The organism is Cytobacillus sp. T106 (assembly GCF_040492155.1).
GTDB lineage: Bacteria > Bacillota > Bacilli > Bacillales > Cytobacillaceae > Bacillus_AB > Bacillus_AB infantis.
This window is the reverse complement of the sequence record NZ_JBEUMK010000010.1, coordinates 58469-75520: the sequence shown is the minus strand read 5'-3', so window position 1 is coordinate 75520 and position 17052 is coordinate 58469. Positions and strand designations below refer to the sequence as shown.

20 protein-coding genes are annotated in these 17052 nt (G+C 44.1%); 4 read left to right on the top strand and 16 right to left on the bottom strand.

Annotated features, from left to right (window positions below; genetic code table 11):
* Positions 1 to 18 precede the first annotated feature (18 nt).
* The 8 genes from ABU165_RS17295 to ABU165_RS17260 form a co-directional block, all read right to left on the bottom strand.
* On the bottom strand, positions 19 to 942 hold the full coding sequence (locus ABU165_RS17295; protein WP_009793415.1) for an ROK family protein: 924 nt from the start codon (positions 940 to 942) through the stop codon (positions 19 to 21).
* Between the two features lie 47 nt (positions 943 to 989).
* Positions 990 to 2006 (bottom strand): LacI family DNA-binding transcriptional regulator, encoded by a 1017-nt coding sequence (locus ABU165_RS17290; protein WP_022543959.1) that lies wholly within the window; start codon positions 2004 to 2006, stop codon positions 990 to 992.
* Between the two features lie 91 nt (positions 2007 to 2097).
* Positions 2098 to 2940: a carbohydrate ABC transporter permease gene (locus tag ABU165_RS17285; RefSeq protein WP_009793413.1), complete on the bottom strand. Its 843-nt coding sequence runs from the start codon at positions 2938 to 2940 to the stop codon at positions 2098 to 2100.
* A complete protein-coding gene (locus ABU165_RS17280; protein WP_318060299.1) occupies positions 2937 to 3902 on the bottom strand; it encodes a carbohydrate ABC transporter permease in 966 nt (321 codons plus the stop codon). The genes ABU165_RS17285 and ABU165_RS17280 overlap by 4 nt, the downstream gene beginning before the upstream one ends.
* Before the next feature lie 67 nt (positions 3903 to 3969).
* Positions 3970 to 5304, bottom strand: a complete 1335-nt coding sequence (locus ABU165_RS17275; protein ID WP_396349980.1) for an ABC transporter substrate-binding protein — start codon at positions 5302 to 5304, stop codon at positions 3970 to 3972.
* Positions 5305 to 5622: 318 nt separating this feature from the next.
* Positions 5623 to 7062, bottom strand: a complete 1440-nt coding sequence (locus tag ABU165_RS17270) for a glycoside hydrolase family 1 protein (protein ID WP_318060300.1) — start codon at positions 7060 to 7062, stop codon at positions 5623 to 5625.
* A gap of 133 nt (positions 7063 to 7195) precedes the next feature.
* Entirely contained in the window at positions 7196 to 7777 is a 582-nt protein-coding gene (locus ABU165_RS17265) for a GNAT family N-acetyltransferase (protein WP_318060301.1), read from the bottom strand.
* Positions 7778 to 7886: 109 nt separating this feature from the next.
* Positions 7887 to 8495: an alpha/beta hydrolase gene (locus ABU165_RS17260; RefSeq protein WP_094767654.1), complete on the bottom strand. Its 609-nt coding sequence runs from the start codon at positions 8493 to 8495 to the stop codon at positions 7887 to 7889.
* A gap of 232 nt (positions 8496 to 8727) precedes the next feature.
* Between ABU165_RS17260 and ABU165_RS17255 the strand changes: the two genes are divergently transcribed.
* Positions 8728 to 9579 carry a pentapeptide repeat-containing protein gene (locus tag ABU165_RS17255; RefSeq protein ID WP_318060302.1) on the top strand — a complete coding sequence of 284 codons (852 nt, stop codon included), beginning with the start codon at positions 8728 to 8730 and terminating at the stop codon, positions 9577 to 9579.
* Between the two features lie 97 nt (positions 9580 to 9676).
* On the opposite strand, the gene ABU165_RS17250 is transcribed toward ABU165_RS17255, so the two are convergent.
* The 5 genes from ABU165_RS17250 to ABU165_RS17230 all read right to left on the bottom strand — a co-directional run bounded on the left by ABU165_RS17250 (position 9677) and on the right by ABU165_RS17230 (position 12853).
* Positions 9677 to 10030 carry a hypothetical protein gene (locus ABU165_RS17250; RefSeq protein WP_318060410.1) on the bottom strand — a complete coding sequence of 118 codons (354 nt, stop codon included), beginning with the start codon at positions 10028 to 10030 and terminating at the stop codon, positions 9677 to 9679.
* A gap of 54 nt (positions 10031 to 10084) precedes the next feature.
* Entirely contained in the window at positions 10085 to 10243 is a 159-nt protein-coding gene (locus ABU165_RS17245; protein ID WP_170939438.1) for a hypothetical protein, read from the bottom strand.
* A 68-nt stretch (positions 10244 to 10311) separates the two neighbouring features.
* Positions 10312 to 11979: a ribonuclease J gene (locus ABU165_RS17240; RefSeq protein WP_318060303.1), complete on the bottom strand. Its 1668-nt coding sequence runs from the start codon at positions 11977 to 11979 to the stop codon at positions 10312 to 10314.
* A 23-nt stretch (positions 11980 to 12002) separates the two neighbouring features.
* Positions 12003 to 12185, bottom strand: coding sequence for a hypothetical protein (locus ABU165_RS17235; RefSeq protein ID WP_318060304.1), 183 nt, complete (start codon positions 12183 to 12185; stop codon positions 12003 to 12005).
* A 224-nt stretch (positions 12186 to 12409) separates the two neighbouring features.
* Positions 12410 to 12853 (bottom strand): hypothetical protein, encoded by a 444-nt coding sequence (locus tag ABU165_RS17230; protein ID WP_318060305.1) that lies wholly within the window; start codon positions 12851 to 12853, stop codon positions 12410 to 12412.
* A gap of 97 nt (positions 12854 to 12950) precedes the next feature.
* Between ABU165_RS17230 and ABU165_RS17225 the strand changes: the two genes are divergently transcribed.
* Entirely contained in the window at positions 12951 to 13358 is a 408-nt protein-coding gene (locus tag ABU165_RS17225; RefSeq protein ID WP_248137648.1) for a hypothetical protein, read from the top strand.
* A gap of 61 nt (positions 13359 to 13419) precedes the next feature.
* Here ABU165_RS17225 and ABU165_RS17220 read toward each other — a convergent pair whose 3' ends face one another.
* Both ABU165_RS17220 and ABU165_RS17215 read right to left on the bottom strand, forming a co-directional pair.
* On the bottom strand, positions 13420 to 14073 hold the full coding sequence (locus ABU165_RS17220; protein ID WP_318060306.1) for a hypothetical protein: 654 nt from the start codon (positions 14071 to 14073) through the stop codon (positions 13420 to 13422).
* 161 nt (positions 14074 to 14234) lie between these two features.
* A complete protein-coding gene (locus ABU165_RS17215) occupies positions 14235 to 14735 on the bottom strand; it encodes an NUDIX domain-containing protein (protein ID WP_248137650.1) in 501 nt (166 codons plus the stop codon).
* A gap of 173 nt (positions 14736 to 14908) precedes the next feature.
* On the opposite strand from ABU165_RS17215, the gene ABU165_RS17210 reads away from it, so the two are divergent.
* Positions 14909 to 15421, top strand: a complete 513-nt coding sequence (locus ABU165_RS17210) for a CBO0543 family protein (protein ID WP_318060307.1) — start codon at positions 14909 to 14911, stop codon at positions 15419 to 15421.
* 172 nt (positions 15422 to 15593) lie between these two features.
* On the opposite strand, the gene ABU165_RS17205 is transcribed toward ABU165_RS17210, so the two are convergent.
* Positions 15594 to 16148 (bottom strand): GNAT family N-acetyltransferase, encoded by a 555-nt coding sequence (locus ABU165_RS17205; protein ID WP_318060308.1) that lies wholly within the window; start codon positions 16146 to 16148, stop codon positions 15594 to 15596.
* Positions 16149 to 16800: 652 nt separating this feature from the next.
* Between ABU165_RS17205 and ABU165_RS17200 the strand changes: the two genes are divergently transcribed.
* Complete coding sequence (locus ABU165_RS17200) at positions 16801 to 16998, top strand: hypothetical protein (RefSeq protein WP_022543968.1); 198 nt, start codon at positions 16801 to 16803, stop codon at positions 16996 to 16998.
* Positions 16999 to 17052 lie beyond the last annotated feature (54 nt).

Below are 17052 nucleotides of genomic sequence, written 5' to 3'. Positions count from 1 at the left end.
TTAGCCGGGAACTAATCTTTATCTTAAGTCCATTACTTTATCTTTTGCCTTCTGGCTCTGCAGAAAGTGGTACAGTGCTCCAATCAGATTAGAGTCGTTTCCGAACTTGCACACCTCGGCTTTTACATCAAGAGAATGGATATCCGATTTCATGCTTGATAGCACCCGATTGATTCTATCGCAAAAATCATGCCGGGCCGAAATCGCACCGCCGATCAGGATTTTTTCCGGGTCAATGATATAATGCAGATTCAGAATCCCGACAGCCAGGCGTTTGTAGAAGCGGTCTATTTCTTCCTGAATCTCTTTATCTCCATTCTCTGCCATCTCAAACACTTTACGGCCGTCCAGTGTTTCAGGATCCAAACCTTTTTTGGCTGCTGCAATATTGACCAGTGCCCCAGTGGCACCAAGATCGCTCCAGCTTCTTCCTAAAGGACCCTCTAAATAATCCTCCATGATCATGTAGCCGAACTCTCCGCCATGGAAGCTCGCTCCATGCCTGACTTTTTTGTCCAGGACAATGGCCCCGCCTATTCCTGTCCCGATGACGATGCAGATATAATCCCGGACATCCTTTGCTGCACCGATCCAGCCCTCTGCAAGGCCGGCACAATTAGCGTCATTTTCCAGTTCTGCGGGAAGCCCTGTCCTTCTTTCCACCAGCTCCCTGATGTTGGGGCCATGAACATAAGGGACGGCGCTCGCGCCATGGATCGTTCCGCTTGCCACATCGACTGCCCCAGGCATGCTCATCGCAATTCCTTCAACAGGGCTGATGAACCGGAGGTCCTCGACAGCGTTTCCGATTGCTTCAATAAATGCTTCAATACCTTCCTTTGGAGTCGGGATTGATGACTTTTTTATAATGCTGCCCGCTTCATCCATCAAAGCATATTTTATGGATGAGCCCCCTACATCAAATGCTGCATAATTTCGCATGCTCCTACCCCCATATATCCTTTCGCCAAAGGATCATTTTCCTTCTTTTACAGATGTGTTCCGCAGGATTCCCTGATGATCAGCTCAGAGTCGATCAGGGCAGGCCGCGGCTGGGATTTGCCGTTGATGAGATCGTTCAGCATATAAGCTGACAGTTTCCCGAATTTCTCTTTATCCTGTTTTACAGTCGACAGCTTGGGATCGCTGTAGCGGCAGGCAGCAATATCATCGCAGCCAATCACCCTTATATCGTGAGGGACGGAAAGCCCGGCTTCCTTAATGGCCCTTAATGCTCCAAGCGCCATTAAATCTGAGGCCGCAAAGACAGCCTCTGGCTTCCTTTTCCCCTCAAGGATCCTTTTCATGCAATCATAGCCGCTGTCTTCATGATAATCACCATATTGAATCCAGTCGTCCCTGATTTCCAGGCCGAACTGGTTCATGGCCTCAAGGAATCCCTTCTTCCGCAAGTTGGAAATGACAGATCCCTTCATTCCTCCTATAAAACCAACATCCCTGACTGAATTCAGGTAAAGATGTTCAATGACCTTTCGGGAAAGATTCACGTTATCTGTCATGACAAAGGCTGATTTCGGACCTGACAGTTCAATGTCGATCCCGATGCATGGAAAGTCAGCCTTAGCTAGCTCATGTACTGCTTCCTCTACTTCTTCCCCGGCAATGACGAGGCAGCCGTCCACATTGAAGTGTCTGCATCTTGCCATATAGCTTCCATTGTCCTGCCGGAAATTTTCATTGGAGAACATGAGGATATCATAGCCGAGCATGCCGATATTCTTTTTAAAAGAAGAAATGACTTCATTGAAATATGGGTGGGTCATGTCAACATTGATTTTGCCGGCATAAATCAGGCCAATCAGATTGGATTTTTTCGTGGCGAGCGACCGCGCTGAGAAATTTGGTTCATAATCCATCTCAAGAATGACATCCATTACCTTTTTCTTCGTTCTTTCGCTGATGCCTCCGTAATTATTGATGACCTTTGATACGGTAGCGGCAGAGACACCTGCAATTTCCGCAATATTCTTTATCGTTAGGCTCATGAGAATCCCTTCTGCTTCCAAATTATGTTCTTTGTTACTAGATTACTAGCTGTTCCCTTTCCTTTCAATCTCCAGAATCAGAAAGGTCCGATTATTTTACAGACCCTTCTGTAATGCTGGAAATGAAAAGCTTGTTAAACATCAGGAATATGACCAAAAGAGGTACGGTAGCCCAGAAAACACCTGACATGATCATCCCAAAATCAATATTATGGGTGTTGCTGAGATTGGCCAAAGCCACCTGAATTGTATACATTTCTGGGTCCCTCAGCACAGTAAATTGCCACAGGAACTCTCCCCATACAGCCGTAAACACGATGATCCCCAGCGTGGCGAAGGCAGGCAGAATGATGGGCAGGACAATGCTGCGGTAAATCCTAAAGTTAGAGCACCCATCCAGCTTGGCCGCTTCTATCAATTCATCCGGCACAGCTTCGTTCACATATTGCCTCATCAGGAAGATTCCCAGAGGATTCAGGAAGAACAGGAGCATCACCCCGGGAAGTGTATCCAGAAGACCAGCTTTGGAAATCAGGAAATACTGGGGGATGAGGCCGAGCTGCGGCGGAATAATCATGGTTACCAGGATTGAGATGAATAGAATATTTTTCCCGGGAAACTTGAACTTTGCAAATGCGAAACCGGCCAGTGAACTGATCGCCAGTACCACAAGCGTAACAACCACACAGATGATAAAGGAATTCCACATTGCGTTGAAAAAATCAATATTGCTCAGTACTTTCTTGAAATTGTCCACAAGCAGATTCCCAGGTGTCAGTGTCGGAGGAATCGTGTTGTATGCTGAGCTTGGACTCGTCGCCATTACAAACATCCAGTAAAAAGGGAAAAGGGAGACTAAAGAAGCAATACTCAGAAACAAGTAGATCGGCAGATTCCCTTTTCCTGGTTTCTTTTTGGCAGTGTTCATGCTCATTTCGCAGACCTCCTTTTGCCCCGCCCATATCCGGATGTCAGCATCGTATTGATGGTTGCGAAAGCAGCGATGATGACAAGCAGAATGATGGCTGTTGCAGATGCTGTACCAAATGATTGAAGTTTGAACGCATCACGGTACAAATACATAACAATCGTCATTGCTTCATCCCTTGAAAATGCTCCGGCCCCAAGGAATACAGTAGGCTCTGAGAACAGCTGGAGCGCACCGACTGTTGAGAAGAAAACGGTCAGGAGAATAAACGGCTTCAGCAGCGGAAGTGTAATGTAAAATAGCTGCTGCGTTTTGCTTGCTCCATCGATTGTTGCCGCTTCGTACAAGTCGTTCGGAATACTCTGGATCCCAGCCAGGAAAATGATCGTATTATAGCCGACCCATCTCCAGAAAACCATAATGGAGATGGCGATTTTTGTCCCCCATTCGGAAGCTCCCCAGTTGACCGGATCAAAGCCGAAAAGGCCCAATACATAGTTGGCCAGCGACGTTTCATGGTTGCTGAACAGGACGCTGAAGATCAAGGCCACTGCTACCATGGAGGTGATATAAGGCATAAAGATCGTAACCCGGAAGAAATTTTTAAACCGGATGAACGTAAGATTGAGCAGAAAGGCCAGAATGATACCGATAATCAGCTGTGGTGCTGTTCCTAAAAGCCCCATCACAATTGTATTGTAAACTGATTTCCAGAAGAGCGGATCTTCCAGTACAATTTTGAAGTTATTCAGACCGGCAAACGTCATTGGGCTTAGTCCGTTCCATTTCTGAAAAGCCAGGTATAAGCTGAATAGGGCCGGATAAAGGCCAATGATGGCAAAAATGATAAAAAAAGGTGCAATATATAAATAGCCGGATATCATATCTTTCTTTGATTCAGACAGACGCTTTTTCGTTCCAGTCATCTGGCCTGTACCCGTCTTGCTTTCTTTGGCAGCTGTTTGCATGTTTCCGCCTCTTTTCTATGCATAAATCAGGAAATGGCTCAAATAAGCCATTTCCCCTTTTCATTCTTTATCTTCCTAGTAAGTCTTTTGCCCGTTTGATGGCAGCTTTCCATTCTTTTTCAGGATCTTTGCCGTTTTGAACATTCTTCAGGGCATTTACAACCTCCTGGTGAACCGGGAAGTACTTCTCGCCTTTAAAGACAGCGCCTTCGATATCCTGGGCAGCATTTGCAAATACAGTCGAAGTTACCTGTCCGCCAAAGAATTCATCTTCATTTGATTTGAAAGCATCCATATCATAGACAGCTGGTGCAGAAGGGAACAGTCCCTTGCTCTGGAAGGATTCAAGCTGCTGTTCAGGTGCAACAAGCCACTCGATAAAGTCATATGCTGCCTGTGCATTTTTTGTTTCCTTCGGTACAGCTATATAAGAACCGCCCCAGTTTGCAGCGAACTCCTTCGGCAGTGTGGCAACTCTCCACTTGCCTACTGCATCCGGCGCATTGCCTTCCATCCAGCCCTTCAGCCAGCCAGCTCCAAGCTCTGCTGCAAATTCGCCTTTATTAACAGCATTGGACCATTCAGGAGACCACATGTCATACTTTCCAACGATGCCCAATTCATTGAGCTTTACGGCATAATCGTACGCTTCCTTAACAGCATTACCGTCTTCTTCAAGCAGAAGCTCTCCATCAGGATTCAGATAAGTACTTTCTGCTGCATCCAAATAGGCACGGTACGCCATCTCGATGCTATCGACGAATGGTTTGCCGGTCTTTTCCTTCAACTGAATGCCAGCTTCCTGGAAAGCCTCCGGCGAATTGATGAGTGACTCCACCTCGGCAGGCTCTGTCGGAAGACCGGCTTCCTCGAATAGATCTACACGATAATACAAAGCCTTCGGCCCGATATCGGTCGGCATACCGAACAGGAAGTCTCCATCCGCATTTTCTCCGCCCTTCCATTTCCAATCCAGATATTGATCTTGTACATCCTTGGCACCTAAATCGTATAAGTTCTCGAAACGGTCCTGGGCAACTTTAAAGCGGTCGAACTGGTCAATTTCCAGCATGGCAATATCCGGCGCCCCGCTGCCGGCTGATAATGCAGTAAATAAGGCATCATGGTGATCTGCGGTCTCTGATGATTTCACTTTGATTTTGACATTCGGATTTTCTTCTGTATATTTCTTTGCAAGCTCCTCATAATTGGTAGCTCCGAAGGTCCAGAAGCTCAGGGTTACGTCGCCGCCTCCATCGGATCCTCCGGATGAAGTTTCCTCGCCGCTGCAAGCTGCAAGCGATAACGCAAGAACAGATGATGCTCCGAATGCCGCTATTTTTTTTAGGCTATTCCATTTCAAGTGAATCTCCCCCATTATTAGTAAGTAAATTTGAACCATCCCTTTGAGAACCTGCCCAATCCTGCCTTCAGCCACCCCCTCCAATAGAATCCCAGGACCTGTCTAAAATTCAATAAGTATGGAAACCGGTTTCCGTAATGAGCAGAAACCGCTTTCATTTGTTATTATAAGAGCCTGTTTTTCAGAAATCAACTATATTTTTGAAAATTTAGTCAATATTTTTTCTTGAAATTAGACTAATATAATAATATTCTCTTTAAAATCAGTTAATCAACGCTGTTATTAAACTAATTTCCAGGGTTTTTCTTCCTCACAGAAACCGATTTCCAAAATAAAAGAGAGCATTACGCTCCCTTTTTATAATGTTTCTCCATTGCTTTTTATTACTTCGCTATACCAATAAAAACTTTTCTTCTTCGTTCTTTTAAGGTCATGCTCGCCTTCTTCATGCTGATTAACATATACAAAACCATATCTCTTCTGAAACCCATTAAGCCAGCTCAGCAGGTCGGTAAAAGACCAGACACAATAGCCAAGCAGCTCCACTCCATCGGAAATAGCTTCTTGCATGGACTGGATATGAGCACGGATAAAAGCAATTCTGTAATCATCATTCACCTTTCCATCTTCTTCAAGCTTATCGAACTCACCCAGCCCATTTTCACTGATCAGTACTGGTAGCTGGTATCTGCTTGTGATCCGGCGGAGTGCCACACGCAGGCCTTGCGGGTCGATTGTCCAGTCCCAGTTTGTTTTTTCCAGGGATGGGTTGTCAGCTGTTCTGTATAGTCCAGGCACACCTGAGGCCTTAGTGGTCCCTTTTTTGCCTGTGGTATTCATTTCACCTTCAGACACTCCCCCATCAAGCGGATTGGCTTCAAAGGTAGCGGTTTGATAATAATTGAGTCCCATAAAGTCCGGCTTCCCTTCTTGCAGGAGCTCTAGATCCCCTGCTTCCAGCGATGGTGCCAGCCCTTCCTTCTCTAAGTAATCCCACGCAGCTTTCGGATACTTCCCCCATGCGTAGACATCCATCCACCAGTGGCTGTTCAGCTCTTCTGCATTTTCGCTGGCAATGATGTCCTTTGGTTCAGGAGAGAGGGGGTACGAAGGCGTGTAGGCAAAACTTGGCCCGATTTTCCCTTCCGGTACATATGAGCGGAATGCTTTTATCACACTGGCATTTGCAAGATTGGCATGATGATTCACCTGGTAAAAAAGCTTGTCATCCTTTACCCCGGGCGGGTGCATGCTATTCCGGTAGCCGAACATGGTAAAGATATTCTGCTCATTCAGGCTGACCCAGTATTTGACCCGATCGCCGAAACGCTTAAACAGTTCTGTACTGTATGCTGTGAAGTCTCCAATGATCTGCCGGGATTCCCAGCCGCCGTATTCTTCCTGCAGTGCCTGCGGCAAATCCCAGTGATATAGAGTCACGATAGGTTCAATATCATGTTTGATCAGTTCATTGATCAGTGAATCATAAAACTCGATGCCCTTTTCATTCACTTTTCCTTTTCCTTCAGGAAAGATTCTCGCCCAGGCAACCGAAAAACGGTATGCCTTCAAGCCCATTTCAGCCATCAGCTGCACATCTTCTTTATAGCGGCGGTAATGGCCTACAGCTGTATCGCCTGTGGTCCCTTTAAATGTCTTTCCAGGGATCCGGACAAATTGATCCCAATTGGAGAGACCTTTGCCCTCTTCATTCCAGGCCCCTTCTACCTGATAGGCCGCAGAAGCGGCCCCCCAAAGGAAGTTCTGGGGAAAGGCCTTCAATTCTTTATGTATCATATTCACTGCCCCTTTCTTCATATTGAAACCGGTTTCCTAAAACAGTATAACAAATTCTGATAAAACAATATATTCAGAATTATACTTTTCTACACTTTTTCACAAAAAAAAAAAAAACCGCACAGGGCGGTTATCAAATGGTCGTGCTATGTAAAACTTCTGTTTCTCTTCCTGAATACTCCCTTTTCAATAAACCGTAAACTATATGATCTACATAATGATCATAGAGCCATTCTGCTTCTCGTATTACGCCTTCTTCCGCGAAACCGAACCGCTCCGGTAAAGCCCGGCTTTTCATATTGCCGGCAGCAGCCCTTACTTCTATCCTGTTTAGACCTGCTTTTTCGAACCCATAGTCTACCAGGGCTGAAAATGCCTTGCTCATGATTCCTTTTCCCTGGTACTTCTCGCCAAGCCAGTAGCCGATTACGCCGATTTTGTGAAGCGTGCTGATTTCATTAAATCCTACCGTGCCGGCTATTTTCCCCTTGTAAATGATGGCCGCAGCCTGGGGATGCCCTCCATTCTTCTCAAACGCATTAAGAGAAGATTGAATAAAGCTGGCTGAATCTTCTGCTGTCCTGGTATAGTCCAGCCAGCCCAGCCACTGCTTTAAATATTCCTTTGACTCGATGGTTAAAATGAATAGCTCTTCTGCATCCTCAGGCTTATAAAGCCTAAGTGAGATCTCTTCATCCAAATCCAAATTAAACATGAATACTCCCCCTTTAAGTTTTCACTATTTTACCATAATTTCCATTACTAAATATATCTTCTAATCAAAAAGGCTGACCATAAAAATGGCCAGCCTTTGTCATATATCATTATTTTACTTTGCTCCTATACCATTCTGCAGCAGCTTCCGCTTCCTGTGATGTCAGCTGATGGCCATAATTCTCCCAGTGCAGCTCAACATCTGCATTGGCATCCTCCAGAAGAGATGTCAGTTCTTCTGATTCTGAAGACGGGCAGATCGGATCGTTTTTGCCGGCGGCGATGAAGACGGAGGTACCGGTCAGGTCAGGCAGCTCTACACCCCTTCTCGGCACCATCGGATGATGAAGGATTGCCCCCTTTAAGGCATCTTTATAGTGGAATAACAAACTGGCAGCTATATTGGCACCATTAGAATAGCCGACGGCGAAGATATTGCTGCGGTCAAACTCATATTTGGCAGCTGCCTCATCCAGGAATTCATTCAGCTCGCTTGTGCGGAAAACAAGATCTTCTTCATCAAATACACCTTCCGATAATCTCCGGAAAAAGCGCGGCATCCCATTTTCCAGCACATTTCCCCTTACGCTCAGCACAGAGGCTTCTTCATCTATAATGACAGACAGCGGAATCAGGTCCCTCTCATTTCCCCCCGTCCCGTGTAAGAGCAGGAGAGTCGGTTTATCCGGATTTGCACCCTTTCGAAAAATATGTTCCATCCCTATCACCTTCCAAAATGATTAATTGTATTGATCTTTCTCTGATTTCCCCTATTTTTAGGGTATTTAACCTTCTGATTTTTATCTTTAATTCGAGATAATTTTAAGATGCTTCTCCCATAATGTCAACAGATGAGTATTCTCTATATATTTCATTTGTAAAAATCCTCCACTCTGATGCCTGGCACCATGTTATAATTTCCTATAGACAAGCTTAAAGGAAGTGTGCGTTTTGGCTGCTCAATCAACCGAACCTAAGAATTCATACAAAGACCTTTCCTCTGATTGCGAAAGCTGCTTCGGCCTCTGCTGCGTGGCTCTCCCGTTTGCAAAGTCTGCAGATTTTGCCATAGATAAAAGCAGCGGTGCTCCCTGCCCGAATCTGCAGGATGACTACCGGTGCAGGACCCATGAAGCACTAAGAGAGAAAGGATTTAAAGGCTGCACTGTATACGAGTGTTTTGGAGCCGGGCAGAAGGTCTCGCAGCTCACTTACGCAGGCAGAGACTGGCGTAAAAATCCTGAGATGGCAACCGAGATGTTCGAGGTATTCCCTGTCATGCAGCAGCTCCATGAAATGCTTCTGTATCTGACAGAGGCACTTAGCCTGAAAGAAACACTTCCCCTAAAAGATGAACTTCAGTCTGCCTTGGACAGCATTAAGCTGCTGACATTGCTGGAGGCTAAGTCCATTATAAACCTCGATGTTCATGCACACAGAAGTATGGTCAGTGAATTGCTGAACAAAAGCAGTGAACTATACAGGAAAAATGTCCCTTACAATAGGTCCCCTAAGGTAATGTCCAAATTGAAAAGAAGCAGTGATTTTATAGGTGCCTCTTTAAAAGGGGAAGATCTCAGAGGAGCCAGCCTGCGAGGGGCACTATTGATCGCGATAAATCTGCAGAATGCCGATTTGCGCAAATGCGATTTGCTTGGCGCAGATTTAAGGGATGCCAATATTTGCGGAGCAGACCTGAGAGGATGCCTTTTTTTGACGCAGGCACAAGTGAATGCTTCTATGGGAAACCTTTCGACTAAGCTGCCACCCCCCCTTAAGATACCTGCCCATTGGAGCAGGTAATTTTTTGCACAAGATGCAAAGTATAAAATTTTTGATTCAGTTTACATAATAATTTTATTGAAAACAAACTAAGGGAGATTCAGTTTTGTGAATTTCCCTATTGCCTGTATTCTGCATTATATGAATTCTCACCTGAATGGACAGACAGCAGTGTATCGGCATAGCCTACAAGACGATTGACAATTTCATCACAAACAGCGTACACAAATTTATGCCTGCCTGCTATGCAAAGTGCCGGATCATCCCAAATAATCGTCGTATTGATGTTAAAATGCTTTGTATCGTATATATTATAATGGATGATTGCCTTCCCTGCTGCTCCGCCCGTCTGCGGATCCTGGTATCCCGGCAGGAACACATACCACTCCTCAGCAGTAGGGGACCGGAAATTTTTAGTGAATGATAGTCCTGCTATTGCGCTGCTGACTTCTTTCTTAGTCTCTTCATCCATTGCCTCGATTAGATTATTGCTCAACCAGTCTTCCTTCCTTCTATAACCAAATAATTATTTGTGATGGCTGTGTGCCTTGCGGATGCATGAACGGCAAAACCCCATTTCATCTTCATATGGAAACCAGGACTCACAGTTCAAGCATCTTTTATACAGCACCCGGTCAATCAGCAGATCATAGCCGTAATAAGTTTTCAGCTTTTCAATCCTCATGATTCAGCCTCCCTGCTCAGCATATGGGCAATATATGCAGGGAGGCTGGGCGATGCAGCTTGGGCTTTTTAAATCTCGATGATGATCGGCAGGATCATCGGCTTCCGTTTCGTTTCGGAGAATAAATATTGCCCGACTGCTCTCTTGATTTTCTGCTTGGTTGAATTTCTTTGGTAGTAATTTTCCTGCCTCAGATCATTCAACGTGCTTTTGACAATACTGTTCACCTTCCGCAAGAGATCATCAGACTCTCGCGTATAGACAAAGCCCCGCGATATGGTATCAGGCCCTGAGACAATTTTCCTTTCCTTCTTGCTGAAGGTGAAGACGATGACAAGCATCCCATCCTCTGACAGCTGCTTCCTGTCGCGGAGGACAACCTCGCCGACATCTCCGACACCCATTCCGTCAATGAGGGTATTGCCTGATGGCACCTCCCTGGTCTGGCGGGCTATTCCATTTTCAATATCCACGACATCCCCGTTTTTCACAATAAATGTATGCCCCTCTTCTACACCTGCAGACTCAGCCAGCAGCCTGTGGTGATGAAGCATCCGGTATTCTCCGTGTATGGGAATGAAATACTTAGGCTTCATCAGAGTGAGCATCAATTTGAGATCCTCCTGGTAGCCGTGGCCTGATACATGCATTCCGGTCGAACTGCCAGAGCCGTATATGACATTTGCGCCAAGCATATAAAGATTGTCAATTATCTTGGTCACACCCCGTTCATTCCCGGGTATAGGACCTGCTGCAAGAATGACCGTATCTCCCGGCAGGACTTCGGCATCTCTGAAATTATTCGTGGACAGCCGGGCAAGAGCAGCCATTGGCTCCCCCTGGCTTCCTGTACACAAAATACAAACCTTTTCAGGAGGCAGCGAATCGATATCCGATCCCTGGATCAGCATGCCTTCAGGAATAGTCAGATAGCCTCGTTCCATTGCGACGCCCACTACATTGATCATGCTCCTGCCTAGAAGAGCCAGTTTGCGCCCCGTTTTGAAGCAGGCATCTGCCACCTGCTGGACCCTGTTCACATTTGAAGCAAAGGTGGAAATGATGACCTTTCTCTCCGCCTTAACGAAAGCCTCCAGAATATGGTCACCAACAATTCTTTCAGACGGAGAAAAACCGGTCCGCTCCGCATTTGTACTTTCAGATAGAAGAGCCAGTACACCGGTTGTCCCTAATTCCGCCATCTTATGGATATCTGCATACTGCTCATTCATAGGGGTCAGGTCGAATTTAAAATCCCCTGTATGGACGATCAATCCTTCCGGTGTTTGAAATGCAATCCCGAGGCAGTCCGGTATGCTGTGGTTGACCTTGAAAAAGCTTGCCCTGATGCTGCCGAGTTCCAGAACAGTGTCAGAGTCAATCTGAATCAGTTCAGTATCAGCAAGAATCCCATGCTCAGTCAATTTCAGTTCAATCAGGCCCAGAGTAAACCTTGTTCCATAGACAGGGACATTCACCCTCTTAAGAAAGTAGCCGATGCCTCCAATATGATCTTCATGCCCATGTGTAATAATCAACCCTTTTATCTTGGATCTGTTTTCTTCAAGATAAGAAATATCAGGAATGATTAAATCTATGCCCATCAGGCTTTCATCAGGAAATTTCCCTCCGCAGTCGATGACTATGATATCATCACCGGATTGCAGGACATACATATTCTTGCCGATTTCATTTACGCCGCCAAGGGCGAAAATAGACACCGCACGATTCTTCATCCACAAATCCTCCTCTTCTGCTCCTAGCTTGGCTGATTCCAGACTCTTTCCAGATTCAAAGGGACATATACCTTATCCCCCTTAATCTGCTTATGTACGATTGGCTGCTGGAAATAATGGTCCAAAGAGTATTCCTTTCCCTGATGCCTTGCTGTTATATTCTGCCCCAGCAGCTTTTCCAATCGGGTCTCTGATTGATGCATCATGATGCGCCCCCTTGTCAAAACGTTTTACATCGTTAATATGACCTGAACATGCTGATATTATTTCCATATAGCTGTAAAAAACATATGCAGATAGAATTTGGACATACTGCATATATTGTATGGTCATTACACATAGTTTTTGAAAGTATCCCCTGTGTATTGGAACGCCTGCTTTTTGCTGTTATTATCCTGCCTTTGTTTCTATAAAAAAAGACTGCTCCAATTTAGGAGCAGTCCTCATTCATAATACTTACATTCCTTGTTTCATTTTGGTTATTCCGCCAAGTAAGCCAGCCGGCAATAAAACCAGCCAATATATTGGCTGCTATGTAAATTAAGTATTCTCCCCATAAATCTTCGTTTTCTCTGAATTCAGCCAGGCTGGAAAAAACAATGAAGCCGACCAATATCCCCCAGCCTATTGCCCATTTAAACAGGTAAAGTGCCATACCTCTAGGCGCTTCTTTTTTCTGCCACATGAGCAGACGCTGCTTTCTCGTTATATGACGTTCTTTATAGATGAGCCAGGCTAGAATGGCCATAATTATGCCTGCTGTCAGCCGAATTGCAAAAGCAGCTGTACCCTGGTCAGCAGTGAAGGCTAAGAAGATTTTATAGAAAGAAACGGACAATGAAAACAGAATCAATAGAACTTTAAAAAACATCATGTTCAACATCTCTCCAGAGGTGGATTAATTTGGCTGGGGCAATATTTATGGAATTTGTTTATAATGGCAATTGAATTGAATAACGGGAAGGTATCTTATGTTATATCAAAAATTTCTTATAGCCATTGCAGTCTCTTTGATTTTTTCTCTATCTTTATATCTGATAGGCTTTATAGTAATAGGCCCGGAACCCCTGCTTGATACTTTGCTGGGACTTTTTCTTACCATTATGTTTTCGCTTGCCGGCACCTTATTTTACGGTCTGCCTGTATCCCTGCTTGCTTCTGCTCCAGCCGCTCTTTTTAAAGGGAATATTGCACTGCAGACTTTATTTTCAGTCTTCATTTATGGTGCTTTTACCTTTCTGGCCTTTTTGTTGGCCGAAGAGAATCTACTATTAAGGCGTTCAGTCATCACCTGTTCAATATTGTTTTTCCTGCTGGATATCCTGTTTGACACCAGAAAGCGGCGATGGATCCTCTCCTCTTTGTCACGGAAAAATTAGAGTGCTGCTGAAAAGTAAATCCCGATGCAGCATTCTTTTTATCATGAATTTAAAAGGCCGCTCAAAGCCGCCTTTCCTTCCCCTCCGCCTCAATCACAATATTAATGTAGCTTCCTTCTCCGCTATCTGTATAATGGTCGATTCCCGAGACATCTATATCAGCTGTAAGTTCAATGAAACGCTCCTCATTTGGATCAAGATGTATGCTGAAAGGACCTGCCTTATTCATAAGTGAAGCAAAAGGTATTTCAGTGTCTGGATAATCCCTAAACGATAGACGGAAATCAGCACCGCGGCTGCTATAGTTCTTTAAGGGTACTGTACAGGTTCCATGTAAGTGTTTCTTTTCCCCCATTTCAAAAGAGCAAGTACTCAATTCTTTTTCATACTTTACTGCGTATATCCCGCTTGCTGCTGTTCTTTGATATATATCCGCCAGGAACGGCGGCACCAGGGAAACAGCCAGAATAGCTGCCAGAATGGCCCGGCCCTTAAACATATCCAATGACTTGGCCAGCAGATAAAAGCTTCCAAGGAGCAATATAAGGACTAAGATACCTGGCAAATGAATTCCGCTTTCCAAAGTGACCGGGATATTGAAAATGGTGAGTAAGCCCTCTCCGATAGGATACTTATGAGGAAAGGGGAAATTCATAACCATGACGGTACCCAGAAGGACGAGAGCCGCTGTAAACATTCTCTTATTATTAATCATACAAAACACCCCGCTGCGTTTATCATCTCATCTATATACGATTTAATAAGGATAATGTTTCAATTCGCCCTTCTGTTTTCTGTGAAGGCTGTTATACTTTGCCAGAGGTTTTGTTGATCGTTATTGACGAAGGCTGTACTAAGCGATTTATGAGTACAATTTTAATACAATCTATTCCCCGCAGGATCTGCTGCATACTCCTCGAGCTTATGTTCCTCAATAAGCTCCAGATTCCTTTTATTATGGGCGTATTCCAATATATGTTCCTTCATATTTGGATAAAGGATAATTTTGTGAAGCTCTGATAGCTTTACCCACCTGACTCCTGTTTGGTGCGGATCCGGATTATCCGGCATTTTAGCATAAGACCCTTCTTTTATTACGCATTCAAACATCAGACAGAGTGAGTGTGTCCCACCGAACCTGCCTTCAGCTGTATGCGGAGCATATTCATAAACAAATGCAAGCGGACCTGCTTCAACATCTATTGATGCCTCTTCCATTGCTTCCCTTCTGGCAGCTTCCTTGACCGTTTCTCCCGGTTCAGCGCCGCCTGCCGGCAGATTATAATGGAGGCCGTTTTCATCATTAAATTCAATCAGCAGGATTGAGTCATTTTTCATAATGACGGCTCCTGCCCTGACTCTTATATGGTGCGGCATATTTTTCCCCCTTGATATAGGAATTGCGATAATTCTTCTATTTTCTTCTCCTGCAGAATGTATTCGACACGCTGCTGCAATAATCATGCTTGATTTGTGAGATTTGGCTTTTCTGATTGAGTGTTTCCTTTAGTGGATATAATGTTTACTACTATTTGGGAGAGGCTTATCGTATGTACCTTTTACTGGTTATTCTTGTCTATATTTTATTTGCGGTCTATCTGGTCGACTGGAAGCGCTGGAATGAATTTTATCCAACTATCCAGTATTTCATCATAAGCAATCTTTTGTATAATTTCCTTTTCTATAATCATACTCTATGGAGTTATCATGCAGTAACGGTTGACTGGCTTAACCACACGCTGATTGAATTGGTTTTCACTTTTTTTGTACTGCCTGTTGTCTTAATGATTTACCTCCGGTTTTATCCTAAAGGCAAAAAGAGTTTTGCTTATATAGCCATATGGATCGCTTACTTCACGGCTCTTGAATTTGTCTTTTACAAAAAAGGGCTTTTTATCTATGAAAACGGCTGGAGTATTATATGGTCTGGAGTATTCAATATTATCCTATTCACAATGGTCAGGCTTCACAGCATAAAGCCAAAGCTTGCGTTAGCCTTATCCCTGCCTATAATCATCATACTGCTATGCTTCTTTCACCCGGACTTAAAAGACTTAAAGTAAAATTGGGGTGCACATAATGGAACCAAACCCAATACCTACACCAGTTTTTCTGATTATGGTGATCTTCATCTACCTCTCCATGGCCATCTATCTCAACAAAAAAAAATAACGTGCCAGGCACCTCAAATGGACACTTTGCTGCATTTTGTCTTTTCATGGTGCCTGGCACGCCTCATTGATACCTCACATAAATGAGAAAATCCGTCCATTCTCCATTTTCAAAGGCGAACTTCTTTCGTGTGCCTTCATAATGGAAGCCGCTTCTTTCGGCAAGGGAGATGGATGGGCGGTTATCGGTGTTGATATGCAGCTCAAGGCGGTGGAAGCCGAGTTTTTCATGAAATATCTCAGCTGCCACAGACACCGCTTCTGTAGCATAGCCTTTTTTCCAGAATTGGTTATGAAGGGAATAGCCCATCATTCCCCACTGATAGTCCATTCTCAGGATAGTGAACAGCTCAACTTTACCAACATTAAGGCCATCTTTTTTCCTGAATATGCCAAGGTTTGTCATCTGATCCTTCATGGCTGCTTCCGCAAAACCTCTGATCCATTTCTCAAACCATTCTCTAGTATTATGCTCCATAGTAATTGGCCTTCCTTCATCATACTTATATAATGAAGGGCTTCTGTCCGAGAATCCCTTATACCAATTTTCATAATCAGAAAGCTCGAATGGGCGTATGACTAGTCTTTCTGTCTCGATAGATGCTATTTGCAAATTCATTGCTTATCTCCCCTTTCATCCCTTCCACTTCAATGAAAGATTGGAAGAATCCTTCTTTTCTAAAGGCTCTATTCGCATAAAATGCTGCTATCTTTTTAAGAAGCTAGGGGACAAAAGCTGCTCATGCTCTCAACATTCAAACAGCATAACCGTCAATCAGAATGAGGGAATCTGTGACAGGGAAAAAATAAGCGGAGAGGTTCCCCCTAAACTCGAAAAACCTCTTAAAATAGCTCAAATAGACGGAGAAATTCCGGCTATTGATTAAAAAAATAGGAAAATGAGCAATTTCGCTCTCCTTAACCGGAAAATCTACCTTTATTTACACCCGGCAGAGCCATATCTAGCAGCTTAACCGGAAATTCTCCGCTTATTTTAATGCTCCTGGTCATACACTTCAATAAGGATTCGCCAACCTGTTTCTTCAATACCTTTCCTTCAGTACCCTTAGCTGAGTAATCCTCTTCTTATAAAATACCAAATAAAGTAAATAATTCCGTATATTTTGAATCAACAACCTTTACGAAAAGAGCCTCTTTAAAAGAGTTTTAATACCAACTTGACAAATCGGATATATAGGGATTATAGTTGTACATAATATGTTAATTCACATTCTTTAGCCATAGCAGAATAATTGAGGGGGATGAGCATTTTGATGATGACAAAGGAAGAATCTCGCAGAAACCTTATTCTCGATAAATTGATGGCACTTGCACCATTCCAGGACAATAAAGAACTGGGGGAAATGACTTGCACAGAGCTTGAGGGGCTGTATTTAAGCCAGCTTTTCTCTGCCTCTTCACATCCCCACAGCGGACATAAATCGATCCGGTTAATCGGAAAAAAATAAATAAAAAAGGTGGAGAGCCACATTTGACTCTCCACCTTTCTTTATACAGTAAAG

Excerpts from the sequence above, each read along its gene's own strand:
- ABU165_RS17205 (WP_318060308.1), bottom strand. The coding sequence starts at position 16,148 with ATGAATTTGCAAATAGCATCTATCGAGACAGAAAGACTAGTCATACGC.
- ABU165_RS17215 (WP_248137650.1), bottom strand. The coding sequence starts at position 14,735 with ATGCCGCACCATATAAGAGTCAGGGCAGGAGCCGTCATTATGAAAAAT.
- ABU165_RS17285 (WP_009793413.1), bottom strand. The coding sequence starts at position 2,940 with ATGAGCATGAACACTGCCAAAAAGAAACCAGGAAAAGGGAATCTGCCG.
- ABU165_RS17235 (WP_318060304.1), bottom strand. The coding sequence starts at position 12,185 with ATGATGCATCAATCAGAGACCCGATTGGAAAAGCTGCTGGGGCAGAAT.
- ABU165_RS17210 (WP_318060307.1), top strand. The coding sequence starts at position 14,909 with ATGTACCTTTTACTGGTTATTCTTGTCTATATTTTATTTGCGGTCTAT.
- ABU165_RS17225 (WP_248137648.1), top strand. The coding sequence starts at position 12,951 with ATGTTATATCAAAAATTTCTTATAGCCATTGCAGTCTCTTTGATTTTT.
- ABU165_RS17250 (WP_318060410.1), bottom strand. The coding sequence starts at position 10,030 with ATGGATGAAGAGACTAAGAAAGAAGTCAGCAGCGCAATAGCAGGACTA.
- ABU165_RS17230 (WP_318060305.1), bottom strand. The coding sequence starts at position 12,853 with ATGATGTTTTTTAAAGTTCTATTGATTCTGTTTTCATTGTCCGTTTCT.
- ABU165_RS17290 (WP_022543959.1), bottom strand. The coding sequence starts at position 2,006 with ATGAGCCTAACGATAAAGAATATTGCGGAAATTGCAGGTGTCTCTGCC.
- ABU165_RS17275 (WP_396349980.1), bottom strand. The coding sequence starts at position 5,304 with ATGGTTCAAATTTACTTACTAATAATGGGGGAGATTCACTTGAAATGG.
- ABU165_RS17240 (WP_318060303.1), bottom strand. The coding sequence starts at position 11,979 with ATGAAGAATCGTGCGGTGTCTATTTTCGCCCTTGGCGGCGTAAATGAA.
- ABU165_RS17245 (WP_170939438.1), bottom strand. The coding sequence starts at position 10,243 with ATGAGGATTGAAAAGCTGAAAACTTATTACGGCTATGATCTGCTGATT.
- ABU165_RS17265 (WP_318060301.1), bottom strand. The coding sequence starts at position 7,777 with ATGTTTAATTTGGATTTGGATGAAGAGATCTCACTTAGGCTTTATAAG.
- ABU165_RS17295 (WP_009793415.1), bottom strand. The coding sequence starts at position 942 with ATGCGAAATTATGCAGCATTTGATGTAGGGGGCTCATCCATAAAATAT.
- ABU165_RS17220 (WP_318060306.1), bottom strand. The coding sequence starts at position 14,073 with ATGATTAATAATAAGAGAATGTTTACAGCGGCTCTCGTCCTTCTGGGT.
- ABU165_RS17270 (WP_318060300.1), bottom strand. The coding sequence starts at position 7,062 with ATGATACATAAAGAATTGAAGGCCTTTCCCCAGAACTTCCTTTGGGGG.
- ABU165_RS17280 (WP_318060299.1), bottom strand. The coding sequence starts at position 3,902 with ATGCAAACAGCTGCCAAAGAAAGCAAGACGGGTACAGGCCAGATGACT.
- ABU165_RS17260 (WP_094767654.1), bottom strand. The coding sequence starts at position 8,495 with ATGGAACATATTTTTCGAAAGGGTGCAAATCCGGATAAACCGACTCTC.